The sequence below is a fragment of the Citrobacter sp. Cf088 genome (assembly GCF_030334295.1).
In the GTDB taxonomy this organism is placed as follows: domain Bacteria; phylum Pseudomonadota; class Gammaproteobacteria; order Enterobacterales; family Enterobacteriaceae; genus Citrobacter; species Citrobacter freundii.
In genome coordinates this window covers 679,168-702,799 of record NZ_JAOWEE010000053.1, presented here as the reverse complement: position 1 = coordinate 702,799, position 23,632 = coordinate 679,168, and the positions used below count along the sequence as shown (strand labels likewise).

The window sequence follows — 23,632 nt, the reverse complement described above, 5'->3', positions numbered from 1 at the left end:
ATAGCAATGCCGGGCAGATTCGCCCGGCGAGTCGATTAAATACGAGAAGAAAATGCGTCAAACTCAGAAGCAGAAGCCGCCAGTTTTTCGTCCAGAATCTCTTTGTTCAGCAGGTTCATACCATTGCTGTCGGTCTGCAGTTGGATCACCCCATCTTCGATAATGGCTTCACCGTTTTCCTGCGTCACCGGCTTGAACAGCGGCGTGGTGATCACGTCGGTCATGATGGCGGCTAATTCATAACCATGGTCGATAATCGCCATGATCTCTTCCGACTCACTAATCTCGGTAGTGATATTCTTCTCATGACGTTCAACAATGATGGCATGCATCGCTTTCAGCGGCTCAAAGTAATGCTGAATAAAGACGCTATGCATACGGGTTATTGATTCATAAATGCTATTTACATACTGCTGCACCTTCGTCAGCTGCGCTTCAGCCGCATTCATTTTTTCCACCGCCGCGGTCACTTCACGGGAGCTTTGATAAGCATTGTTAAGCGCCTTTTCGGCATGGCTATCGTAAGCCCAGCCCGCAATAGCAATCAGCGGAGCCACCACTGCACCGCCAAGCACCATCGCGCCGCCCGCCATCCCCCAACCACCTGCGGCCAGGGAACCACCACCAATCGCCGCCATTGTGGCGTTATACGCCGCCGCACCAGACAGGGCGGCGATCGGCGTACCGGTAGAAGCTGCGGCAAACGCCATCACGCCGCTGTACACGGCAAAACCAGCGGCAGCACCAGAAACCCCGGCTCCGACGACCGTCGTCAGGTATTCCGTGGCGGAAATCGCCAGATTCTGAATTTTATTGATGTTATGCTGTGGTACCTTCAGACGAAGATCTTTATGCCCATCTATCGCCATACGCGCCAGCAGATCGTCGGCAATCGTTTTAAACTCATTGAAATCTTTACCGATTTCCAGCTCTTTTTCACCCAGTTCGGCCAGTTTTTTCGACGTTGTTTCATTTGCCAGATCAAAGCTCTCTTTATGCTTATCAAAGCGACGCTGCGCGCGATCTAATACATCATCAGCTTCCGATTTTTTCTGATAGCCATCATAAGCTTTTTTGCCGCCAAACGCCGTTGCCGCTGCCGCGACGCCCAGAATAATGAATGGTAATGCCATAGATAATAATCTCCTGTGCAATAAGTCGTTGTTACCCGCTACGCATCACATTCCTGAACAGGAACTGAGTCGCGATCGCCAGTGATGTAGTTATGCAGTAAGTTGATGACCGTTTTTTTCAACCATTCTGGTTCCAGAATTTCTATATTCGGTAACCAGAATAGAATTAGTGGAATAATTTGATTCTCATGTGCTGCCTTGCAAAGCAAAGTCACGCCATCATTCTCTTCGCGAATCAATTCTTGCTGAGGCAGTAAGTCTCGTCTTAAGAAGTAGCCAGCAATACTGTGTTTAATACGCACCCGCACCTCAAACGTCTCTTCACTCACCCAAGGATCGCGATGCTCATCAATTAATGACAGTGTGGGTGTATCGACAGCAAAATGCTCTTTCCGGATATCCAACCACCGAATTTTACTTAACGAAAAAGACTTTAGTTTCCCGTCCTCAGTCGCCTGCAGATACCAAATATTTTTCTGGTTAGCTAATTTATAAGGATGAACGGTGCGCGTTTTGTCTTTATATAAAATATGACAGACGCTGTTTTTCTGAATCGCTTTTTCTAATAAGTTAAAATACTTTCGCAAATCATTTCTGACTGAATGCTCAGGACGACCAAACTGAACTCTAACATGCTGTTCTGCAGCTCTTTTCTCTAAGCTAAGCCAAAAATCCTCATCTCTGTCAGGAAAAACCGCGTCGGCGTCCAGCAGCTTTGCCAGTGGATCATGAAGGGCATAGGCGCTATTATTCTGCGCTCGAATCGGTATCAATCGATACTCTCCGCCACCACACCCCTCAATAAAGGAGGAAAGCATATTAAGATCACGATAGACCGTTCGTTCAGTGATATTAAATTTCTTCATCAACTGATAGCGATTCACAACGCCACAAGTTTGTAGCTCTATTAGGATATCGACTAAACGTTCTGCTGAGCAACTCCTTGCTGAATCAGCCATAAGCACCTACTTTTCTGTTTTCCTGACATGAATTATATATAAAATGCTGACATATCCTGTCAGTGTATCGGCACGTTGATCATTTTTTTTAGAGAAACCGGCAATTTATTTGACCGTTAGTCGCATTGGGCAATTTTTAGGGGCAAAAAGCTCTCCTCGTCAAGAGTAACTACCAGAGATATACAGCCAAAAGACCGCCTGCATACATACTCAACAAACTGGCTAACGGCTATCTCTTCCACTAAGCCAAATTTACAATGTGTTGATACGTTAACATTAATAAATAACGGTTATTTTATTGAAACCCAAAATTTCGGCGAGCGTTTAATACACGACCCAACTTTGAGCCTTGTGCGCTAAACAGTGACTTAACAGTACCTCCACGTTTCAGCTTTGTAACATCCACCAGCAAATTAGCGATTCCCTCCACATAATGCACTCATTCCTCCGGTTGATGAAAGGAAGCGGTTGGGTTAATCATATTGAGGCGCGCGGAAGCCAGGGGCTGTCTACCCGCACGGTATCGCGGTGATCGAGCCCCTGGATAAGATGTAGTGCACTCAGACGACCAATTTCATAGTGCGGTAGCTGTACTGTGGATAGCGGCGGCAAAAACAGCTCGCCAGTGCCTACCATGTTGTCATAGCCCAGTACGGCAACATCCTGCGGAATGCGCAGCCCTCGCCCCAGCAAGACCTGGTAGATAACAAAAGCCACGCGGTCGTTACCGCATACCACCGCATCAAACATCGGACCCGTGCCACTCAGGTAATGCCCGGCAATCTCCGCCGCATCAATATGGTGACTCTCGCCCGCCGGAAGATAGTGGTGGAACATGGCATCAGGGTCTACGCCCGCTTCACGACAGGCGCGCTCCATTCCCGCCCGGCGGCGATCGGTGGCCACAATCCCTTTTGGCAGGTGTATGCACAGCAGCCGACGATAGCCTGCGGCCAACAGCGCTTTCACGCCAAGATATTGCCCTTGCTCATCATCAGGAATATAGGTGGGAAAAGGGCCACTGATGCTTTCGCAGTTCGCCAGCACGCAGCGATACTTATGCAGCTTTTCCGGCACCGGAACCTGACGCAGCCCCATCGCGGTGTAGATAATGCCGTCAGGGCGATGCGCCAGCAGCAGATCCACCATTTTCTCTGGCTGGTCATTGCTGAACATATTCACCACAAAGCTATTCCAACCGTGCGCCCGCGCGGTCTCTTCGATAGAGAGCGTTATCTCCACGGAAAACGGCGTGGTCATGGTGTCCAGCGCTAACACCCCGATAGTGTTAGCCGTGGTTTTCGCGCCACGAATTTTTTTCGCGGAGAGATCGGAGACATACCCCAGCGCATCTACCGCTTCCATCACCTTTTTATAGGTTTCTGGCCGCAGTCGTTCGGGCTCGTTAATCGCTCGCGATACGGTCATTAACGAGACGTTAGCCCGTTGCGCCACATCCTTTAAAGATGCCATACCCTCTCCTTTGACGGCGTTCACCCTTCCGGGTCTGAAAATGCGATCTTGATAACACCCGCAAAATGTTAACGTTAACTTTTGTGATTAACATCGATATTACCATCAATTCCGCGAGAAAACCGAGAATGTTAACGTTATCTTTTGCTCAATTCACTGACAGGGACAAGCAAATGACAGCATTACTCGCCGCGGCCAACGAGGCCCTAAACCAGCAAAAAGATCGTATCAATCCGCGCTGGTATCCGCGCTATCACCTCGCCCCTCCGGCGGGCTGGATGAATGACCCTAACGGCCTGTCCTGGTTCGATGGTTACTACCATGCGTTCTATCAGCACTATCCGTGGCAACCGGTCTGGGGGCCAATGCACTGGGGCCATGCGCGCAGCCGCGACATGGTGAACTGGGAGCACTTGCCGATAGCACTGGCGCCAGAAGGACCAGAAGATAAAGACGGCTGTTTTTCCGGTTCAGCGGTGGTTGACGGCAATAAACTGGCCCTGATCTACACCGGGCACAAATTCGACGGCGAAGCGAAAGAGGAAAACCTGTATCAGGTACAGTGCCTGGCTACCAGCACCGACGGGATTCACTTTGAACGCCAGGGCATGATTCTGAATACCCCGCGAGGCGTACACCATTTTCGCGATCCGAAAGTCTGGCAAGAGGGAGACCGCTGGTACATGGTGGTGGGTGCCCGGGTCGACGACGTCGGAGAAGTACAGCTCTATCGCTCGCAGGATCTGCAGCACTGGCAGTTTGCCAGTACGCTCGCCCAGGCCGATGACGGCATGGGCTACATGTGGGAGTGCCCGGACCTCTTCCCGCTGGACAATAAACTCGTCTTCATGTTCTCGCCGCAGGGCATCGCCGCGGACGGATACGATTACCGTAACCTGTTCCAGAGCGGCTATATGGTCGGCGAATGGCAGGATGACCATCAGTTCCACGTTACCCAACCCTTCCAGGAGATGGATCACGGGCATGATTTTTACGCCCCTCAATCATTTATCACTCCGGACGGTCGCCGCGTGGTGATCGGTTGGCTATCCATGTGGGAGTCGCCGATGCCAGAACAGGCCGACGGCTGGGCGGGCATGCTTACTCTTCCCCGGGAAGTGACGCTCGATGCAGATCTGCGGCTGCGCATGAACCCGGTCAAAGAGCTGGAGGCATTACGCGGTCAGCTTCATGTCTGGCCGGTCAGTGACCTGAACAATCGCACCCTGATGGTAGAAGAACAGGCGCATGCTCTCGAGGTCGAACTGAGCCTCGATATCGCCCGCAGCCATGCTGAACAGTATGGCATCGCGCTGGGTGACGGGCTGCGCGTCTTCGTCGATACCCAGGCACAGCGTCTGGTGCTTGAACGCCGCTATCCGCAACACGGCCTCTCGGGCTGCCGTAGCATACCGCTGCCCGCCAATGATGTGCTGGACCTACGTCTATTTATCGATAGTTCGTCGGTAGAAGTCTTTGTTAATCACGGCGAGTACACCCTCAGCAGCCGTATTTATCCTGAACCGGACGATCGCCAACTGACCTTATTTAGCCAGAACGGACACGCCATTTTTAATAACGGGCATGCCTGGCCGCTCGCCGCCAATTAAACACCCGTCTCACTGCTTTGGGGAAAAATAATGACAATCTGGACGCTCGGAGATGCCGTGGTGGATTTGCTACCGCGCGACAATATGCAGTTTGAAGCCTGTGCGGGAGGCGCGCCCTTCAATGTGGCAATCGGCGTCGCCCGCCTCGGCCATGACAGCGGCTTTATCGGCCGTGTGGGCAATGACACTTTTGGCCGCTTTCTGCATCAGACGCTGGTAACAGCGCAGGTGGATACAGGAAGTCTGGAGTTTGATGCACAACAGCACACCAGTACCGTACTGGTTTCACTAGCTCCCAACGGTGAGCGGCAGTTTGAGTTTTTGGTTAATCCGTCTGCCGATCAATTTCTCAGCCCGGCGAGCCTGCCCGACTTTGGTGCCGATATTCTGCACTTCTGCTCGCTGGCGCTGGTCGCCCCTGACTGCCGAGCCACGCTTACCCAGGCGATGGCGGCTATGCGCCAGGCCGGTGGCTCGCTGAGCTTTGACATCAATCTACGTCCGCAGATGTGGAGCAACGAAATGCAGATGTTTGACCTTGTCAGAGAGTTTGCCCGGCAGAGCGACATTCTGAAGATGTCGGAAGAAGAGCTGCTGTGGCTAACACAAACCGACTGTCTCAGTAGCGCCTGCGAATGCCTGGCTGATTTTCCCGCGCGCCTGAAAGTCATAACCCGCGGTGCCGATGGCGCTATCGTTTTCTGGCAGAACAGCAGGCTGACTTTAAGCGGCTATAGCGTCGACAGCATCGATACCACCGGCGCCGGTGACGCCTTTATGGCCGGGCTGCTGGCGGCACTCGCCGGAGAAGGCTGGCCCACATCGACGTCAACGCTACTTCCGCTTATCGAGCAGGCCAGCGCTTGTGGTGCTCTGGCGACCACCCGGCGTGGCGCGCTAAGCGCGTTTCCCGACAGCCAACACCTGAGCAGCTTTATTCAGTCACAACCGTCGCTACGGAGAACGATTACCCCGTAATAAAGCGCACTGTTACGTCTTATCAGAAAGACCTTACAATGACCTGATCTGGATTGGAAAAATCATGAAGATAAATATGCCGTTCAGTAATGATAAATATCGATACTCATCCGGGTATCTGCTCTTTTTCTTTGCCGCCTGGTCGTTGTGGTGGTCTTTTTATGCAATATGGCTAAAAAATAAACTTGGCCTGTCCGGATCGGAGCTGGGAATGCTGTATGCCGTAAACCAGTTTTTCAGCATGCTGTTTATGCTGGGCTACGGTTTTCTGCAGGATAAGCTCGGTACCCGCAAACCCCTTATCTGGATGATGGGGACTGTCATCACGCTCAGCGGTCCGTTCCTGATTTATGTTTATGAACCGCTGCTGGTCTCCAACTTCAAGCTTGGCATGGTGCTAGGCGCCATTTTCTTTGGCCTTGGCTATCTCGCCGGTTGCGGTCTGGTAGAAAGCTTCGTCGAGAAAGTGAGCCGCAAATTCAACTTTGAATTCGGCACCGCCCGCTTGTGGGGATCGCTTGGCTACGCCGCAGGGACTTTTGTTGGCGGTATCTTCTTCAGCATCAACCCACACATTAACTTCTGGTGCGTGTCGGTCATGGGGGTGTTATTCCTGGTGATTAACGTGGTGTTCAAAACCAACTCACCCGCACCATCGTCTGTAAAAACGCGTTCTCCTGAACCCGACGCGCTGACCCGAAAGGATTTTCTCACTATCTTTAAAGATACGCAGTTCTGGTTTTTCGTCATCTTTGTCGTCGGTACCTGGTCGTTCTATAGCATCTACGATCAGCAGATGTTCCCGGTGTTTTACGCCAGCTTATTTGACGATCCCGAACTGGCACCACGCGTATACGGCTACCTCAACTCGGTACAAGTCTTTATGGAGGCCGTCGGTATGGCGCTGGTTCCGTTCCTGATTAACCGCATCGGGCCTAAATCCGCATTGCTGCTGGGTGGAACAATCATGACCTGTCGAATCCTGGGTTCAGCACTGTTCACCGATATATATATTATCTCCTTGATTAAAATGCTCCATGCGCTGGAGGTCCCACTGTTCGTTATTTCAGTGTTTAAATTCAGCGTAGCGAATTTTGATAAGCGCCTGTCGTCAACGATATATCTTATTGGCTTCAATATCGCCAGTTCCATTGGCATCATCGTGCTGTCGCTGCCTGTCGGTAAGTTGTTTGATAAAGTGGGCTATCAGGAAATCTTCCTGATTATGGCGAGCATCGTGGTAATAACACTAATATTTGGCTACTTCTCGCTGAGTAAAAAGCATCATCAGCAGAAGGGTATCAATGAACTGGTGACAGAGTAGCGAAGTTTTATTAATATCGCGACAGGGCCATTAGCCCTGTCGTACCCCCTCAACAGTAAGTACGAACTGTCGATTTACTCAGGCATGTTCCAGCCAGTTGCGGAATATTTGCGCTCGCAGTATTCCCTGAAAATCAATCAGCCCAGAACAACCAAGCTTCTTGATCAGATTCTGCCTGGCCTGGTAAATCGTTTTTAAGTGTAGATTTAACAATGCGGATATCTCAAAAATAGTTCGACCTTCTCCTAACTGCGTTAAAATATATTTATCTCTCGCGGTTAATGAGATATTTGAATCCGATTGATTCTCGTGATTACCACCAGCACGAGTAATATCAACAATAAATTGTTTGATTGAGGCAACTCCGATATCTACTGGTAGTCTGTAAAGCGAAACATCATTAAGATACTGATACAAATGACCATCAATCAGCAATACCAGACGATGCGTTTTCAGATTGTAATTTTTCTTTTTTACCGCCTCAAAGTGATTCGCGGTAAAGAATACAAGTCGCGCATTGTCATCTTCAAAAATGATATCTGCAAGAATATTCATTAACCCTTGCCTGACAAAAATATCATCAATCCATAACTCTGCGTTTAGAGTATGTTCCTGAACGATGTTCATCATTATGGCCTCAATGAAAAATCATAATTGATTTAGAGGGGTGCTATGTATAGTCTTAATTCAAAAAATGCTTAGCATAAGGGCTTTCAGCATATAACAAGGGTACTGTACATATTTTGTTAATATGAAGACTTATTAAACGTCGTCAGCTGTGTAGCGCAACACTATTTCCAGGGTTTTTCTGATAACATCTGCCTGGACAACGTCAACAGTTGACTCCAGAGAACCAATCAGGCTTAAAATGATGTTTTTATTATTAACATTATCACCTGCCAGAATTACATTTGTTACCGCCTGCCCCAATACCACAGACTCATCTGCTAATAGCTCACCTGCATTATGGAAGTAACTTGATAAAGCTTTATCCGTCATTACGTTGTGGACATTAATTTCATGGAGCATGGTAACCTCGCTTGTATAGTCTGGAAGATTATCTTTAATGTAATTTAGGGTTTTTGCTGGCACTGAATGCACTCTCATCTCTGGTTTTATCCGGTTTTCTGCTTATTTTCTCCGGATTAATGTTTGTAAAATCATTGATAACGCTGTCAATTAATTGCTTGCGTGTGCCATCTATTTCACTGGCCTGCATAAGCCGCAATTGCTTAATCACTGCAGCTAACGAAACGTCTCTATGCATTCGCAGAATTTCTAGCACAGCCAAACCTGTAATTTCATGTTTCAAGCGTTCACTATCAGTTTTCTTCATAACGCCTTCACTACTTGCCCCTATCATATAAGGGGTTTATTTTATTCAAAGAGCAGGCCAATTAACGCATTGTAATGTTTTTGTTCTTTCTCCCCTGATGCTTTTTCAAGACGACACAAAAGCTTAGTGCAAAGTGATTTGCGGTTCAGATTACGTCCATCTTTGAGTATCTCAGTGACGATTTCTCCCAATGTTTCCTGTTGAGTTGGCAGATGCGCCTTCGCAAAGTAACGAGAAATCGCGCTTGCAGTATCAGTGCGAACGTTATGCTGCTGCATGTCATGCTCCTGTATCAAAATGCTGGTGAATATTAAGTTTTATAACAGTAGCAAAGTTGTACCAAAAATGTGTACAACAAGATTAATTTGTTTTTACCAAAATGTGCTAAATAATATAAATCAATTACTTACGATTGTATCGATTGATATAAACATTAGGATCACTGTACAAATCACGTCGTAACATGGCTAAATTTCATCTTAATCAGACCGTTCAATTGTGAAGTTAAAGTTAGAATAATGTATTAAAATCAGGACATAACCTGGGTTGTCTGATACTGTCATATATCTTCCTCTCCCTTATTCCCGGACTGTCCATGCTCACGACCATTATTTACCGCAGCCATCTACGTGATGACGCCCCCATCAAAGCGCTTGAGGATATGGTGACAGCCGCAAATATCAAAAACAGGCGATCTGATGTTACGGGAATCTTACTCTTTAACGGTCACCACTTTTTCCAACTGCTTGAAGGCCCTGAGGAGCAGGTAAAAGAGATTTATTGTTGTATTTGTAACGATCCACGGCACCACAATATCGTTGAGCTGATGTGTGATTACGCTCCTGCGAGAAGATTCGGAAAAGTGGGAATGGAGTTATTTGATCTACAAAAACATGAACGCAATGACGTTCTGCAAGCTGTGCTGAATAAGGGAACATCAAAATTTCAGCTCACCTATGATGACAGGGCGTTACAGTTTTTCCGCACATTTGTCCTTGCGACGGAAAAATCGAGCTATTTTGAAATACCAGCGCCGGATTGCTGGAGTTTTATTGCCGACAACTCTTGTACTCTCCTGGATGAAAACACACTCCCATCCGATATCGATTTCAGCTTTGCTTTTCAACCAATTATCGATCCTATGTCGCAACGCGTCATTGCCCTGGAAGCACTTATTCGTGGTAGAGACGGTGAAACGCCCGCAACTTATTTTGACAACTTAAATCCTGAGGAACTGTATACCGCGGATCTGCAGAGCAAAAAGACTGCTTTTGCAATGGCAAGCGCGCTGGGACTTAACGACAAAATGCTGTCAGTCAATCTGCTCCCCATGACCCTGGTAAACAAACCCAATGCAGTCAGCTTTCTTATAAACGAAATCGCTGCGCACAGGCTGGTGCCTGAACAAATCATTGTAGAGTTTACCGAAAGTGAAGTTATTTCTCGCTTTGATACGTTCGCGCAGGCCGTGAAGTCACTCAAGGCAGCGGGGATCTGTGTGGCGATAGATCATTTTGGGGCTGGTTTTGCCGGGCTTCAGCTTCTGTCTCGTTTTCAACCCGACCGAATTAAGATAAGCCGCGAGCTGATCACGGATGTGCATAAAAGTGGACCGCGGCAGGCTATCATTCAGGCAATTATCAAATGCTGCGCGTCACTGGAAATTATGATTTCCGCAGTCGGCGTTGAAAAACCCGAAGAGTGGATGTGGCTTGAATCCGCGGGCATTGAAATCTTCCAGGGTAACCTTTTTGCACAAGCCTGCCTGAATGGTATTCCGTCTGTTGCATGGCCAGAGAAAAATGATTTCTCAGCGTCAAAATAACTAACGCATTGTTATAAATCAACAATCATCACAACCGCCCTCATGCTGAACATAAAAACTCAGCATTTACTCCTTGTATGATAGTAAAGTAAATCTTAATTTTGCTAGAATCTTATATATGTTTTGTACAATTTGGTGCATGTTGTACAAAGTAGCAGGAACCGCATATCGGTGACGGAGAATCAGGAGTGTTCGGGGGAACTATGGCTTATTACAGCATTGGGGATGTCGCAGAACGTTGCGGGATAAATCCTGTCACCCTTCGGGCATGGCAACGACGTTACGGTTTACTCAAACCTCAACGCAGTGAAGGTGGTCACCGACTCTTTGATGAAGAAGATATTCAGCGTATTGAAGAAATAAAACGTTGGATTAGCAATGGCATACCTGTCGGCAAAGTAAAGGCATTGCTGGAAACCAGTATCCGTCAAGCTGACGACGACTGGAATCAAGTACAAGAAGAGATGATGAGCATTCTTCGCATGGCGCATCCACCGAAGCTGCGAGCCAAAATTACCGCACTCGGTCGCGTTCACCCCGTAGATGCGCTGATTGATCACGTTTATCTTCCCGTACGTCAACGGCTGATACTTGACCATAATACATCACGCATAATGAACAGCATGCTTGATGGCGCATTGATTGAATATGTTGCAACACTGCTGTCTGAAACACGGCGCAAGTCAGGAAAGGATGCTCTCCTGATGGCCTGGGATGTTGAAGACAGAACCCGTCTGTGGCTCGAAGCCTGGCGTTTATCGCAATCTGGTTGGCATATTGCCGTTCTGGCTGAACCCATTGAATCGCCAAGACCTGAACTTTTCCCTGGGCAAACGCTTTTTGTCTGGACCGGTATCGCGCCAACCCGCAGACAAAATGAACTGCTACAACACTGGAATGAGCAAGGTTATAAGGTCATTTTCCACAGCCCGTAGCCAATACGTAATACGTGTAAGATAAATCATACGACTCTCATTTTTTGGGTGGTTATTTTGAGTACCATCCAAGGAGTATGTTGCCCCTATTCTCCTGACTTAACACCCGCCATAGCATAAAAACAAAACAACATACTCACCCGTTGGTATTATTTTTTTGTCGACGACATCACCTTTTTCCTAAGTAAAATTCATTAGATCAACTGGCGTACACCTAATACTTATTCTAGGGTTAAATTATGTCTTCTTGTGCCACATTATTGTTTTTCTAAAGTAATAAATGTGGTTATTTGAAAAAGGTAAAGGATATGGCTCTAGTCTTAGACAAACGCTTAATTCTTTGTTGCTGCGCCTTTTCCATTATCTCTGTGGCAAATGCAGCAACCGTTAACGGAACATTTCAGGTGCTGATGACGATTCAAAAGGCCTGTACCGTGACAGCGGGTTCGGCTTCAAATATCACACTTGGTCCGGTGAATACCACGGCGACAAATACCAGTGCAAGCAACACTATTTCAATTAATTGCTCAAAAACCACGCCCTATTTTATCGGCCTGGCACCGTCGGCTGCCAATGGAGGGACGACGACGGGCTCGGGCGCCATGTCCTCTGTGGCTAACGCTGCCACCAATACCGATAAAGTGCCCTATCAGCTAAATCGCACGTCAGCAACAGGTCCGGTATGGGGAAATACCGCCACCGACACCGCACCTGGGAATGGCGTAGCAGCGACAGGGACCGGCCTGGTGCAAACTTTTACTGTTTATGCCACCGCACCGAGCGCCAACTTCACTCCTGACGACTATGCCGACACGGTAACGGTTAACGTTAACTACTAACTTCAGGAAGCTATATGAGAGTAAAACTGCCTGTTAAGCAGTGCGCCTGCGCATGCCTGCTAGGGATGGTTGCGAGCGCCAACCTTGCCACCGCCAGTGGGCTGCAAATAGCCCCGGTCACGTTAACGTTGCAAGCGACGCAAAATGCCGATGGTATCTGGCTGAGTAACGCGGGTGAAAATGTGCTCAATGCCCAGGTTCGGGTTTTTCGCTGGAGTCAAAGTGCTTATGACAACAAACTTTCCCCCTCTCAGGGGCTGGTGATAAGCCCGCCGATGTTGGCATTAGCCCCTGGAGAACGTCAGTTAATTCGCGTTATTCGCACAAGCCCTCCCTCGGCACATGCCGAAGACGCTTATCGTTTGTCGATAGATGAGTTACCTCCTGCAAAAGTAGAAAAAAATAAGCTTCAGTTTGTGCTGCATTATTCCGTTCCCGTTTTCATTCAACCAACATCAGCGGCACAAACGCAGGCAAAACTGCAATGGAAATTACAACAACTGGATGGCAAAAAATTCATTGAAGTCAGTAATCAGGGAAATGGGCATGCACAGTTATCTGCTGCAACATTTATAAGCCCTGACGGTACTAAAAAAGTCATTACACCCGGACTATTAGGCTACGTTTTACCAGGCTCAACAATGCGCTGGATAGTCTCCCCGTCGGCCAGTAATAACCATTATGGCGGGAAAATTGAAGTCACAATCAATGGCCAAAAAACAGTACAAGATCTGTAACAGACTCTGGCTTCTGGTGAAATATTGCTTTCTCAATGGAGTATTAATATCGGGAATGGTTTGCGCACAAACGCTGAATAATAACCAGAGTGAGAATGGTGTTATTAATAGCACCTCACAAATTACGGGAGTCGATTTGTATCTCGATGTCACCTTGAATGGGAATCCCGTTGGGCTGGTACATTTTGGCTACGATAATGGAAAGCTTTATGCGGGAGCTAATACCCTGAGTAAAATGGGCTTTCGCTTTGCTCCAGACGCCACTAACGCCGTCTGCCTGAACGATATCCCCCAGCTAACCATTGACTACAACGTTCAGTTGCAAACGCTCTCGCTTACTGCGCCACTTAGTTCACTCGATCTTGCAACCACGCAGCTTAACTCGCCTACCGAAACCACGCCAACGGCAACAACATCACGCGGAGCGCTGCTCAATTATGATATCTATACCCAGCAGGGGGATGAGAGCGCAATCAATACCTTCAGTGAACTTCGCGCCTTCAATGCTGCCGGCGTGCTCAGCACCACCCAGTTGACGCAGTACTCCACTGAGGAATACGCCGATAACAGCTTTGAGCGCCTTGATACCAGCTGGCGTACCTCATTTCCTGATACGATGTTGGCGTTAACCGTTGGCGATACCCTGACAAGCTCACTAATCTGGTCCCGACCTACGCGTATTGGCGGCATTCAGATAGGCACCGATTTTGGTTTACAGCCCTATATGCCAACCACCCCGCTCCCTGCATATCTGGGATCCGCGACGTTGCCATCAAACATTGAGCTGTACGTGGACGGTGTCAGGTACTACAACGGAGAAGTCCCCGCAGGTAGTTTTCAGATCAACACCATGCCTAACATCAGCGGCGCGGGAACGGGTCAGGTGATGATGACAGATGCGTTGGGCAGAACGAGCGTACAAAATTTTTCGTTCTACAACGATCAACAACTCCTGCGGGAAGGATTAACCGCCTGGTCGGCAGAATTGGGCACGGTACGCGAAAATTATGGTTATTCCTCTTTTGACTATGCCAGCGCACCGGTATTGAGCGCTACGTGGCGTCGCGGGTTTAGCAATACGTTGACCGCCGGGGCTCACGCAGAAACCAGCGATGGACTAATTAACGCAGGCTTCAGTAACGACTGGATCCCGGGAACCCGCAGCGGCACATTTTCGACATCACTTGCCGCAAGTAGCGATTCAGGGCAGAACGGATTTCTGTATAGCTTTGGTTATCGTTGGTCCGGCGAACGGTTTAATTTCAGTACCAGTACCACGGCAACTTCTGGCGATTACCGCGATGTCGCCACCCATTATGGTGAGCCGCCCCCAACGCTTAACAGCAACACGGTCATTGGCTATTCGCTGGAATCTGTCGGAAATGTCAGCCTGAGTTACCTGCAGTTTCGTTATCCACACGAAAATGCGGTGCGCTACGCTAACGCCAGCTGGTTCAAATCCGTTACAGACAACATCTCACTGAATGCCGGATTCAACCAGAACATTGACGATAACCGCGATCGCAGTATCTATCTGATGGTAACGATTACCACTGATAACAATCTGAGCGCCAGCAGCACGCTACAACGCACCAACGATGAAACCGGCTATCAGCTCAACGCCAGCAAGACGCCGCCTGCCGACGGCGGTTGGGGCTGGAATCTGGCCGCCAGTCAGCAGGCTTCCCGACAAAGTGGCCAGGGAGAAGTAGGATATCTGGGGCGTTATGGTAAAGCGTACGCGGGATTCAGCCGTTTACCAGATAACCATTACGGCTACGCAGGCGCAACCGGATCGCTGGTGACCATGGGAGGCGGCTTGTTTGCAGCAAGGGAAATCAACAATGGTTTTGCCGTCGTCTCAACTGACGGCGTGCCTGATGTTCCAGTCAAACTGCAAAATAACCTGATTGGTCGCAGCGATGACCAGGGACTACTGCTGGTCACGCCGCTCAACAGTTATCAAAAAAACCTGATCAGTATTGACCCGATGGATCTCCCCACCAATATGCGGATCGCACGCGTTGAGACGAATGCCACGCCTGCAGATCGTTCCGGTACTTTGGTTAGTTTTGGCATCACCACCGTACGTGCTGCGCAGGTTATCCTCGTCGACAATCAGGGTAAGCCAATTCCTGAAGGTAGCATGGCTTACGCCATCAACGGAAAAGGACAGTCGTCTGTCGTTGGTTTTGATGGGATGACCTGGTTCGACACACTGGAGCAGCACAACACGCTGCGCGTTGATACGGACACCGGTAGTTGTCGCGTGCAATTTGACTATCCCGTGTCAGCAAAGGGGATTATGCAAATAGGCCCACTGGTTTGTCGCCCACACTAACAGGAGTACGTTCATGAGGTTAAGACATCTGCTACTCATCGCTGCCGTACTTTTTTGTCCGGCAATTAGCCATGCGGTAACCTGTTCGGTGAGCAATGTTCAACCCATAAATTTAGGTTCGGTCAATCCACTGTCTGCAACAGGCGCAACGTCATCAATGACGTTCAGTTACACCTGCACCAAAGAGCTTGGTGACGCGCTGGCAGGGATCAATCTCTGTTTTAATATTGGCGCCTCGGCCGTCAGCGGCCAGGTGACACCGCGAAATATGTCATTAAGCGGAACGCCTGCCAGTACACTGGCATACCAGCTTTACCAGGACAGCGGGCGCACCAAAGTTTGGGGCAGCCAGTATCAGTCGGGAACCACTTTTCCCATGGTACAGCTTAACCTGCTGAATCTGACTCCAGTGACGGGTTCACTCACGGTATCGGCGCAGATCGTCACACCACAAACCGCAGCCGTCCCCGGAAATTATCAGGATAACTATACGACGGCAACAGCCCTTGTCACTCTCAATCCCGGATTGCTTTTCCCGCCAACAACCTGTGGCGATACCATTGCTGCCAGGCTGCCTTTCACCGTATCGGCGACCGTAAGCAAACAGTGCAATATCACCTCTGCAACCGATATTAGCTTTGCGCCAGCCAGGGCGACCGGGCGTAACCTTACGGCTTCAAATACCGTGGGCGTAGCATGTTCCAATAACACGCCTTACACCATCGGGCTTCAGCCCTCCAACGGTAATACGGCAGGCAGCGGCGTGATGGCGGGCACGGGGTCAAATACGGATAAAGTCCCCTACCAGCTTAGTTCGACGCCAGGTCCTTCCGGTACGGTCTGGGGCAATACATCACTCAATACCGTCGCGGGCAACGGTACGGGGACAACAACTACCTACCCGGTTTACGCCACCGTCCCCAGCGCGAACTACACGCCAGACAACTATGCCGATACCGTTACCATCGCCGTAACCTACTGACCTCAGCTTAACCGCAATAAAGCAAATACATTTTGTTATCAAATTATTTACTTTTAGAGGTGCGTCATAAATCTAACAAATTACGATTTTAATATATTCTGCATATTAAATTACGCACCCTGCAAAACAACCCAAATACAAGCAAAGACAAAGAATAACTATTCAATCGCAAGTTAAAGTCCATACTAATCATGGCGATAATTCGTGCTGGTCGGGCAGGCCCTTCTATGAAAAAAATGTTAAATTTAGGTTTATATGGTGAGATTCACTGTATACCACGGCCAAATTAAGAACATATTACTTTTATAACTAAGGTTTATCATGGATAAGTTATCTTACGCTTCAGATAGCAGCACATCTGCCTGGAATACCTACCTGCAACAAATCGAGCGTGTGGCCCCTTACCTGGGCGAACTTTCCCATTGGGTGGATACCCTGCGCCACCCAAAACGCGCGCTGATTGTCGATATCCCGGTGCAGATGGATGACGGCACTATCCGTCATTTTGAAGGGTATCGCGTGCAGCATAACCTCTCCCGCGGGCCGGGCAAAGGCGGTGTGCGTTATCATCCTGATGTTGATCTTAATGAAGTGATGGCCCTGTCCGCTTGGATGACCATCAAATGCGCAGCGTTGAACCTGCCGTACGGCGGTGCCAAAGGTGGAGTGCGCGTCGATCCGTTCTCGCTGTCTGAAGGCGAACTGGAGCGTTTAACTCGTCGTTATACCAGCGAAATCGGTATTATCATTGGGCCGCAGAAAGACATTCCTGCGCCGGATGTAGGTACTAACGGAAAAGTCATGGCCTGGATGATGGATACCTACTCCATGAACCACGGCACCACCGTGACCAGCGTGGTCACCGGTAAACCTATTCACCTTGGCGGTTCATTAGGTCGTGATAAAGCCACCGGTCGCGGCGTTTTCGTCAGCGGTCTGGAAGTCGCGCGCCGTGCCAACATCGAAGTTGAAGGTGCTCGCGTTGCAGTGCAAGGTTTTGGTAACGTCGGCAGCGAAGCCGCCCGACTGTTCGCGGCAGCTGGTGCACGCGTGGTCGCGATTCAGGATCACACCGCTACGCTGTTTAACTCCACAGGTATCGACATGACCGCGTTGTCTGCCTGGCAGTTAGAGCACAAACAGATTGCCGGTTTCCCGGGCGCTGAAACCATCGCCAGCGAGGCCTTCTGGAGCCTGGATATGGATATTCTTATTCCGGCCGCGCTCGAGGGTCAGATCACCCGTGACCGTGCGGAAACCTTGACCTGTAAACTGGTACTTGAAGGCGCTAACGGCCCAACCTATCCGGATGCCGACGATGTGCTGGCAAGCCGTGGTATCGTGGTTGTGCCTGATGTGGTCTGTAACGCCGGCGGCGTAACCGTCAGCTACTTCGAATGGGTTCAGGATATGGCAAGCTTCTTCTGGAGTGAAGAAGAGATCAACAATCGCATGGACAAAATCATGACTGATGCGATGGTGCATGTTTGGGAAAAAGCAGCTGAGAAATCCTGCTCCCTGCGTACCGCAGCCTACATCGTTGCCTGCGAACGCATTCTGCTGGCACGAAAAGATCGCGGAATTTATCCGGGTTAACGCCGAAATCGACCATGCCTACAAACCACCTGTTCTGCAGGTGGTTTGTTTTCCATAAAAAATCGTTCAAAAACTTTCCGCACAAATACCGCCCGACCTCTCACTTTCGCTGTTTTATGCACCATGACGTTCCAATACGGAACATTATTATGCTGCTATGTTTCGTATTGAAACGCTCTTCACAGCAATTTTCTTTTGCAAACCCGTGTGCAAAATTACCTTATCGGCAGCGAGCGGTCGCCGTGGCGTTGTACAAACCGATACCCTACATCAGATGCCTGCCCGAATTTGGCAGCCATCCAGGACTGTCTGCGGAGCATAAATAATGAAAAAATTGATCAACCGTGTTGAAGACGTACTGAATGAACAACTCGCCGGACTGGCGAAAGCATATCCTTCCCTGGCACTGCATCAGGACCCAGTGTATGTCACCCGCGCGGATGCACCGGTGATGGGCAAAGTGGCGCTGCTTTCCGGCGGCGGCAGCGGGCACGAGCCTATGCATTGCGGCTACATTGGTCAGGGCATGCTCTCCGGCGCCTGCCCGGGTGAGATTTTTACCTCCCCCACGCCGGATAAAATGTTCGAATGCGCCATGCAAATTGATGGCGGGGAAGGCGTGCTGCTGATAATCAAAAATTACACCGGCGACATTCTTAATTTCGAAACCGCTACCGAGCTGCTGCACGAAAGCGGCGTCAAGGTCACCACCATGGTGGTGGATGACGATGTGGCGGTGAAAGACAGTTTGTATACCGCCGGACGCCGTGGTGTGGCTAATACCGTATTGATCGAAAAACTGGTCGGCGCGGCCGCCGAACGCGGTGACTCGCTGGAAGCCTGTGCTGCGCTGGGTCGTAAGCTGAATAACCAGGGCCACTCCATTGGCATAGCCATTGGCGCCTGTACCGTTCCGGCAGCCGGACAACCGTCGTTCACGTTACAGGATAACGAGATGGAGTTTGGCGTAGGTATCCACGGGGAACCGGGCATTGACCGCCGCACCTTCACCTCTCTCGATCAGACCGTTGATGAAATGTTCGATACCCTGCTGGAAAACGGTAACTACAGCCGTACGCTCCGCCACTGGGACAACGTCCAGGGCGCGTGGCATGAAGGTAAAGAAAGCAAGCGTGCGTTACAAAGTGGCGATCGGGTTATTGCGCTGGTCAATAATCTCGGTGCGACGCCGTTGTCTGAACTCTTCGGCGTGTATAACCGCCTCGAAAGCCGTTGCCAGGATGCAGGCATCGTCATTGAGCGCAACCTGATCGGCTCTTACTGTACCTCTCTGGATATGACCGGCTTCTCCATCACCCTGTTACAGGTGGATGACGAAACGCTGAACTTATGGGATGCACCGGTTCACACCCCTGCTCTCAACTGGGGTAAATAAGGAGATTCATGATGTCCCTCAACAGAACACAGATTGTTAACTGGCTCTATCGCTGCGGTGAAATATTCACCACTGAAAGTGATTTTCTCACCGGACTTGACCGGGAGATCGGCGATGCCGACCACGGTCTGAACATGCATCGTGGTTTCAGCAAAGTCGTTGAAAAGCTGCCGTCCATCGCGGACAAAGACATCGGCTTTATTTTGAAAAACACCGGTATGGTGCTGCTCTCAAGCGTCGGCGGGGCCAGTGGACCGCTGTTTGGCACGTTTTTTATCCGCGCCGCCCAGGTGACTCAGGCTCATCAAAGCCTGACGCTTGAAGAGCTGTATCAAATGATTCGTGATGGCGCAGAAGGTGTGATTAGCCGCGGTAAGGCTGAACCTGGCGATAAAACCATGTGCGACGTCTGGCTGCCGGTAGTGGAGTCTTTACGCCAGTCATGCGAACAGAAGCTGAGCGTCCAGGCGGCACTGGAAGCGGCAAGCCAACAAGCGGAAGTCGCAGCGCAAAGCACCATCACCATGCAGGCTCGCAAAGGCCGCGCCAGCTATCTAGGTGAGCGCAGCATTGGGCATCAGGATCCCGGCGCAACGTCGGTCATGTTTATGATGCAAATGCTGGCTCAGGCGTCCAGAGAGTAAGGATAAAGCGATGGTAAACCTGGTTATTGTTTCTCACAGCGCCCAACTGGGCGAAGGCGTCGGCGTGCTGGCCCGGCAGATGTTAATGGGTGATGGTTGCAAAATCGCCATTGCCGCAGGCATTGACGATCCTGAGAATCCGATTGGCACCGATCCGATTAAGGTGATGGAAGCCATCGAGTCCGTGGCCGATACGGACCACGTGCTGGTGATGATGGATATCGGTAGTGCATTACTGAGTGCGGAAACCGCGCTGGAACTGCTCGACCCTAACATTGCCGCCAAAGTGCGTTTGTGCGCAGCACCACTGGTTGAAGGCACACTGGCCGCGACGGTTAGCGCCGCCGCAGGTGCTGATATCGATCGGGTCATCCGTGATGCCATGAACGCCCTCGACGCCAAATGTGAACAACTGGGTTTACCTTCGCCATCCGCAGCGAAACCCACATCCGCTGAACTGTCTCCCGACTCTGATGCCCGTTCTGTTGCCATTGTGGTGAAAAACCCTAACGGCATCCACGTCCGCCCGGCTTCGCGGCTGGTTTCTGCGTTGTCTGGTTTTAACGCCGACCTGTGGCTGGAGAAAAACGGCAAGTGTGTGGTCCCTGATAGCCTGAATCAAATAGCCCTGCTGCAGGTACGCTGTAATGACACGTTGCGCCTGATTGCTAAGGGCGAACAGGCAGAGGATGCGCTGGCCGCCTTTAAACAGTTGGCGGCAGAGAATTTTGGTGAATCGCTCGAGCCCGCGCATACTGATAACAAGGCAACTCTGGCTCCCTCAAAAGTCACGGGGACGGCATTTTGTCACACGCCGTTCTCGCCAGAGGTAAACCCGCAGTCCGCCGCATCACTGCAGGCTGAGCAGCAGCGATTACAGACCGCCATCCAAAGTACGCTGAACGATCTGAGCGAACTCACCGCTCTTGCTGAAGAACGATATTCCGCAGATATCGCCGCCATCTTCTCCGGTCACCACACGCTGTTGGACGATCCTGAACTGTTTGAAATGGCCTGCGATGTAATGCGTGAAAAACAATGCAGCGCCGCCTGGGCCTGGCATCAGGTGCTGAGCGATCTCAGCCAGCAGTATTTACAGCTCGATGATCCTTATCTGCAGGCGCGATACATTGATATTGAAGATTTGCTGTCTCGTTCACTGCAACATTTGACGGGAGAGAGCGCACAAATTCCCGCGTTCTTGCGCCCCACTATCCTGGTCGCTGATGTCATTTATCCGTCTACGGTACTGCAACTCGATCCGAAGACCATCAAAGGTATCTGCCTGCGGGACGGCAGCGAAGCCTCTCATCCGGCGATTATCGCTCGTGAAATGGGTCTGTGCTGGATGTGTCAGCAAGGCGCTGCTCTCGATAGCATAAAGATGGGCGATACTCTGACCATTGACTGTGTCACACAGCGGATAACCCGCGCAAACTGATACCGAAGCACACCCTTTTCGACAAAGGGTGTGCTTCTTCCCTATTCGCGTCGGGAAATGTCTGTTTGTTCGCAAAATGGGGTGTCGATCACGCGCAACGGTCGATCCTGAACTAAGGTTTTCTCATGGTAAATGCCGCTACTTCGGCACACCGCTAAGGAGATTAACCGATGATAACGCCTGCAACTCGCCATCCAGGCCTGCTTTCTGTTGCAATAAAACTGACTCTCGCCAGTACCTTTTTTGCCCTTTCCTCTTTTGCCGTCAATGCAGAAGACGCGCCAGCCGCTACACCGCAGCCGCCAGATATCCTGCTTGGACCTCTGTTTAACGATGTACAAACGGCTAAACTGTTTCCAGACCAGAAAACCTTTGCTGACGCAGTTCCTAACAGCGATCCTCTCATGATCCTTGCCGATTACCGGATGCAGAAAAATCAGTCCGGATTCGACTTACGCCATTTTGTGGAGGTGAATTTCACCTTGCCGAAAGAAGGCGAGAAATACGTTCCCCCGGCCGGGCAATCATTACGCGAACATATTGACGGACTGTGGCCGGTCCTCACCCGCTCGACAACTGACGCTGAAAAATGGGACTCGCTACTGCCACTTCCAGAGCCGTATGTGGTGCCTGGCGGGCGTTTTCGCGAAATATATTATTGGGACAGCTATTTCACCATGCTGGGGCTTGCCGAAAGCAATCACTGGGATAAGGTCTCGGATATGGTGGCAAACTTCGCTTACGAGATTGATTCCTGGGGACACATTCCTAACGGCAACCGCACCTACTACCTGAGCCGTTCGCAACCGCCGTTCTTTGCCTTTATGGTTGAACTGCTGGCGCAGCATGACGGGAATGACGTGCTGAAAAAATACCTCCCGCAGATGCTCAAAGAGTACAGCTACTGGATGGAAGGCGTCGAAACACTCCAGCCCGGTCAGCAAAATAAGCGCGTGGTTAAACTGGATGACGGTACCATTTTGAACCGCTACTGGGATGACCGCGATACGCCGAGGCCAGAGTCCTGGGTAGAGGATATCGCCACCGCTAAAAGCAACCCCAATCGCCCTGCCACAGAAATCTACCGCGACCTGCGTTCAGCGGCTGCGTCCGGCTGGGATTTTAGCTCCCGCTGGATGGACAATCCTAATCAGCTGGGCACTCTGCGCACCACCAGCATCGTTCCGGTCGATCTCAATGCGTTGATGTACAAAATGGAAAAAATGATCGCCCTCGCCAGCAAGGCTGCCGGTAATGATGCCAAAGCGGCGCAGTACGATGGCTTCGCTAATGCCCGACAAAAAGGGATCGAAAAGTACCTGTGGAACGACAAAGAAGGCTGGTATGCCGACTACGATCTGAAAAGCCATAAAGTACGCAATCAGCTCACGGCCGCCGCCCTGTTCCCGCTGTATGTCAATGCGGCGGCAAAAGATCGCGCCAGTAAAGTCGCCACGGCCACCCAGGCACATCTGCTGCAACCGGGCGGCCTTGCTACCACGTCGGTGAAAAGCGGCCAGCAGTGGGATGCCCCCAACGGCTGGGCCCCGCTCCAGTGGGTCGCAGCATCCGGGTTACAGAATTACGGTCAGGATAACGTTGCGATGGATGTGACCTGGCGATTCCTTACCAATGTGCAGCACACCTACGATCGAGAGAAAAAGCTGGTTGAAAAATATGACGTGAGCACTACCGGCACCGGCGGTGGTGGCGGGGAATATCCATTGCAGGATGGTTTTGGCTGGACCAACGGCGTCACGCTAAAAATGCTTGACCTGATCTGCGCCAAAGAGAAGCCCTGTGACAGCGTACCCGCATCGCGGCCAACACCGACAAGTACACCACCAGCCGAGCCTAAAAAACAGACTCAACCGACGCCATAACGTCATTACCTGAGCCGTTTTACTCCCCGAATCCGCGCTTCGTCGCGGATTTTTCTGTCATATTTTTCGCTATTTAAGCTGCCTCTATCCCCTCTAGCCCTTATGGGGTATCCGGTGTTTTCATCCGTGAGAATTTGATTCTGAACATGTTTTTATTCGCTGTATATGTAAATATATAGCGAATTTGTAACCTTCAGGAT

The 23,632-nt window shown here is 50.3% G+C and carries 21 protein-coding genes; 14 read left to right on the top strand and 7 right to left on the bottom strand.

Annotated features, from left to right (window positions below):
- Window positions 1–35: 35 nt before the first annotated feature.
- The 3 genes from OGV71_RS16280 to OGV71_RS16270 form a co-directional block, all read right to left on the bottom strand.
- Window positions 36–1,133 carry a chemotaxis protein gene (locus OGV71_RS16280; protein WP_286526434.1) on the bottom strand — a complete coding sequence of 366 codons (1,098 nt, stop codon included), beginning with the start codon at window positions 1,131–1,133 and terminating at the stop codon, window positions 36–38.
- Window positions 1,134–1,171: 38 nt separating this feature from the next.
- A complete protein-coding gene (locus OGV71_RS16275) occupies window positions 1,172–2,092 on the bottom strand; it encodes a helix-turn-helix transcriptional regulator (protein ID WP_032949433.1) in 921 nt (306 codons plus the stop codon).
- Between the two features lie 477 nt (window positions 2,093–2,569).
- The gene (locus OGV71_RS16270; protein WP_121571802.1) at window positions 2,570–3,565 is read right to left on the bottom strand and encodes a LacI family DNA-binding transcriptional regulator; all 996 of its coding nucleotides are present in this window, start codon (window positions 3,563–3,565) and stop codon (window positions 2,570–2,572) included.
- A 173-nt stretch (window positions 3,566–3,738) separates the two neighbouring features.
- Between OGV71_RS16270 and OGV71_RS16265 the strand changes: the two genes are divergently transcribed.
- The 3 genes from OGV71_RS16265 to OGV71_RS16255 all read left to right on the top strand — a co-directional run bounded on the left by OGV71_RS16265 (window position 3,739) and on the right by OGV71_RS16255 (window position 7,477).
- Entirely contained in the window at window positions 3,739–5,175 is a 1,437-nt protein-coding gene (locus OGV71_RS16265) for a glycoside hydrolase family 32 protein (RefSeq protein WP_257651137.1), read from the top strand.
- Window positions 5,176–5,205: 30 nt separating this feature from the next.
- Window positions 5,206–6,153, top strand: coding sequence for a PfkB family carbohydrate kinase (locus OGV71_RS16260; RefSeq protein ID WP_257651136.1), 948 nt, complete (start codon window positions 5,206–5,208; stop codon window positions 6,151–6,153).
- A 64-nt stretch (window positions 6,154–6,217) separates the two neighbouring features.
- A complete protein-coding gene (locus OGV71_RS16255) occupies window positions 6,218–7,477 on the top strand; it encodes an MFS transporter (RefSeq protein WP_286533652.1) in 1,260 nt (419 codons plus the stop codon).
- Between the two features lie 78 nt (window positions 7,478–7,555).
- Here OGV71_RS16255 and OGV71_RS16250 read toward each other — a convergent pair whose 3' ends face one another.
- The 4 genes from OGV71_RS16250 to ycgZ all read right to left on the bottom strand — a co-directional run bounded on the left by OGV71_RS16250 (window position 7,556) and on the right by ycgZ (window position 9,091).
- Window positions 7,556–8,107 (bottom strand): LuxR C-terminal-related transcriptional regulator, encoded by a 552-nt coding sequence (locus OGV71_RS16250; RefSeq protein WP_286533650.1) that lies wholly within the window; start codon window positions 8,105–8,107, stop codon window positions 7,556–7,558.
- Between the two features lie 132 nt (window positions 8,108–8,239).
- Entirely contained in the window at window positions 8,240–8,506 is a 267-nt protein-coding gene (locus OGV71_RS16245) for a biofilm development regulator YmgB/AriR family protein (RefSeq protein ID WP_003020849.1), read from the bottom strand.
- Between the two features lie 34 nt (window positions 8,507–8,540).
- Window positions 8,541–8,813 carry a hypothetical protein gene (locus OGV71_RS16240; RefSeq protein WP_003844030.1) on the bottom strand — a complete coding sequence of 91 codons (273 nt, stop codon included), beginning with the start codon at window positions 8,811–8,813 and terminating at the stop codon, window positions 8,541–8,543.
- A 41-nt stretch (window positions 8,814–8,854) separates the two neighbouring features.
- Window positions 8,855–9,091 (bottom strand): regulatory protein YcgZ, encoded by a 237-nt coding sequence (ycgZ, locus tag OGV71_RS16235; RefSeq protein ID WP_003020856.1) that lies wholly within the window; start codon window positions 9,089–9,091, stop codon window positions 8,855–8,857.
- Between the two features lie 317 nt (window positions 9,092–9,408).
- On the opposite strand from ycgZ, the gene OGV71_RS16230 reads away from it, so the two are divergent.
- The 11 genes from OGV71_RS16230 (at window position 9,409) to OGV71_RS16180 (ending at window position 23,432) form a co-directional block, all read left to right on the top strand.
- Window positions 9,409–10,638 (top strand): diguanylate phosphodiesterase, encoded by a 1,230-nt coding sequence (locus OGV71_RS16230; RefSeq protein WP_103798133.1) that lies wholly within the window; start codon window positions 9,409–9,411, stop codon window positions 10,636–10,638.
- 203 nt (window positions 10,639–10,841) lie between these two features.
- A complete protein-coding gene (locus tag OGV71_RS16225) occupies window positions 10,842–11,573 on the top strand; it encodes a MerR family transcriptional regulator (protein ID WP_049002309.1) in 732 nt (243 codons plus the stop codon).
- 308 nt (window positions 11,574–11,881) lie between these two features.
- The gene (locus OGV71_RS16220) at window positions 11,882–12,412 is read left to right on the top strand and encodes a Csu type fimbrial protein (protein WP_003020867.1); all 531 of its coding nucleotides are present in this window, start codon (window positions 11,882–11,884) and stop codon (window positions 12,410–12,412) included.
- Between the two features lie 14 nt (window positions 12,413–12,426).
- Window positions 12,427–13,149 carry a fimbrial biogenesis chaperone gene (locus tag OGV71_RS16215; RefSeq protein WP_003020869.1) on the top strand — a complete coding sequence of 241 codons (723 nt, stop codon included), beginning with the start codon at window positions 12,427–12,429 and terminating at the stop codon, window positions 13,147–13,149.
- 55 nt (window positions 13,150–13,204) lie between these two features.
- Window positions 13,205–15,490 (top strand): fimbria/pilus outer membrane usher protein, encoded by a 2,286-nt coding sequence (locus OGV71_RS16210; protein WP_286533648.1) that lies wholly within the window; start codon window positions 13,205–13,207, stop codon window positions 15,488–15,490.
- 13 nt (window positions 15,491–15,503) lie between these two features.
- Window positions 15,504–16,472, top strand: coding sequence for a Csu type fimbrial protein (locus tag OGV71_RS16205; RefSeq protein WP_061548561.1), 969 nt, complete (start codon window positions 15,504–15,506; stop codon window positions 16,470–16,472).
- 321 nt (window positions 16,473–16,793) lie between these two features.
- On the top strand, window positions 16,794–18,068 hold the full coding sequence (locus OGV71_RS16200) for a Glu/Leu/Phe/Val family dehydrogenase (RefSeq protein WP_286533646.1): 1,275 nt from the start codon (window positions 16,794–16,796) through the stop codon (window positions 18,066–18,068).
- 325 nt (window positions 18,069–18,393) lie between these two features.
- A complete protein-coding gene (gene dhaK, locus OGV71_RS16195) occupies window positions 18,394–19,464 on the top strand; it encodes a dihydroxyacetone kinase subunit DhaK (RefSeq protein ID WP_003020880.1) in 1,071 nt (356 codons plus the stop codon).
- An 11-nt stretch (window positions 19,465–19,475) separates the two neighbouring features.
- The gene (gene dhaL, locus OGV71_RS16190) at window positions 19,476–20,108 is read left to right on the top strand and encodes a dihydroxyacetone kinase subunit DhaL (RefSeq protein WP_003020881.1); all 633 of its coding nucleotides are present in this window, start codon (window positions 19,476–19,478) and stop codon (window positions 20,106–20,108) included.
- Between the two features lie 10 nt (window positions 20,109–20,118).
- Window positions 20,119–21,549, top strand: a complete 1,431-nt coding sequence (gene dhaM / locus OGV71_RS16185) for a dihydroxyacetone kinase phosphoryl donor subunit DhaM (protein WP_286533644.1) — start codon at window positions 20,119–20,121, stop codon at window positions 21,547–21,549.
- A gap of 170 nt (window positions 21,550–21,719) precedes the next feature.
- Complete coding sequence (locus OGV71_RS16180) at window positions 21,720–23,432, top strand: alpha,alpha-trehalase (RefSeq protein WP_286533642.1); 1,713 nt, start codon at window positions 21,720–21,722, stop codon at window positions 23,430–23,432.
- The last annotated feature ends 200 nt before the right edge of the window (window positions 23,433–23,632 follow it).

Excerpts from the sequence above, each read along its gene's own strand:
- dhaL (WP_003020881.1), top strand. The coding sequence starts at position 19,476 with ATGTCCCTCAACAGAACACAGATTGTTAACTGGCTCTATCGCTGCGGT.
- OGV71_RS16200 (WP_286533646.1), top strand. The coding sequence starts at position 16,794 with ATGGATAAGTTATCTTACGCTTCAGATAGCAGCACATCTGCCTGGAAT.
- OGV71_RS16240 (WP_003844030.1), bottom strand. The coding sequence starts at position 8,813 with ATGAAGAAAACTGATAGTGAACGCTTGAAACATGAAATTACAGGTTTG.
- dhaM (WP_286533644.1), top strand. The coding sequence starts at position 20,119 with ATGGTAAACCTGGTTATTGTTTCTCACAGCGCCCAACTGGGCGAAGGC.
- OGV71_RS16250 (WP_286533650.1), bottom strand. The coding sequence starts at position 8,107 with ATGATGAACATCGTTCAGGAACATACTCTAAACGCAGAGTTATGGATT.
- OGV71_RS16230 (WP_103798133.1), top strand. The coding sequence starts at position 9,409 with ATGCTCACGACCATTATTTACCGCAGCCATCTACGTGATGACGCCCCC.
- OGV71_RS16275 (WP_032949433.1), bottom strand. The coding sequence starts at position 2,092 with ATGGCTGATTCAGCAAGGAGTTGCTCAGCAGAACGTTTAGTCGATATC.
- ycgZ (WP_003020856.1), bottom strand. The coding sequence starts at position 9,091 with ATGCAGCAGCATAACGTTCGCACTGATACTGCAAGCGCGATTTCTCGT.
- OGV71_RS16205 (WP_061548561.1), top strand. The coding sequence starts at position 15,504 with ATGAGGTTAAGACATCTGCTACTCATCGCTGCCGTACTTTTTTGTCCG.
- OGV71_RS16270 (WP_121571802.1), bottom strand. The coding sequence starts at position 3,565 with ATGGCATCTTTAAAGGATGTGGCGCAACGGGCTAACGTCTCGTTAATG.
- OGV71_RS16210 (WP_286533648.1), top strand. The coding sequence starts at position 13,205 with ATGGTTTGCGCACAAACGCTGAATAATAACCAGAGTGAGAATGGTGTT.
- OGV71_RS16225 (WP_049002309.1), top strand. The coding sequence starts at position 10,842 with ATGGCTTATTACAGCATTGGGGATGTCGCAGAACGTTGCGGGATAAAT.
- OGV71_RS16215 (WP_003020869.1), top strand. The coding sequence starts at position 12,427 with ATGAGAGTAAAACTGCCTGTTAAGCAGTGCGCCTGCGCATGCCTGCTA.
- OGV71_RS16260 (WP_257651136.1), top strand. The coding sequence starts at position 5,206 with ATGACAATCTGGACGCTCGGAGATGCCGTGGTGGATTTGCTACCGCGC.
- OGV71_RS16280 (WP_286526434.1), bottom strand. The coding sequence starts at position 1,133 with ATGGCATTACCATTCATTATTCTGGGCGTCGCGGCAGCGGCAACGGCG.
- OGV71_RS16265 (WP_257651137.1), top strand. The coding sequence starts at position 3,739 with ATGACAGCATTACTCGCCGCGGCCAACGAGGCCCTAAACCAGCAAAAA.
- OGV71_RS16180 (WP_286533642.1), top strand. The coding sequence starts at position 21,720 with ATGATAACGCCTGCAACTCGCCATCCAGGCCTGCTTTCTGTTGCAATA.
- dhaK (WP_003020880.1), top strand. The coding sequence starts at position 18,394 with ATGAAAAAATTGATCAACCGTGTTGAAGACGTACTGAATGAACAACTC.
- OGV71_RS16255 (WP_286533652.1), top strand. The coding sequence starts at position 6,218 with ATGAAGATAAATATGCCGTTCAGTAATGATAAATATCGATACTCATCC.
- OGV71_RS16220 (WP_003020867.1), top strand. The coding sequence starts at position 11,882 with ATGGCTCTAGTCTTAGACAAACGCTTAATTCTTTGTTGCTGCGCCTTT.
- OGV71_RS16245 (WP_003020849.1), bottom strand. The coding sequence starts at position 8,506 with ATGCTCCATGAAATTAATGTCCACAACGTAATGACGGATAAAGCTTTA.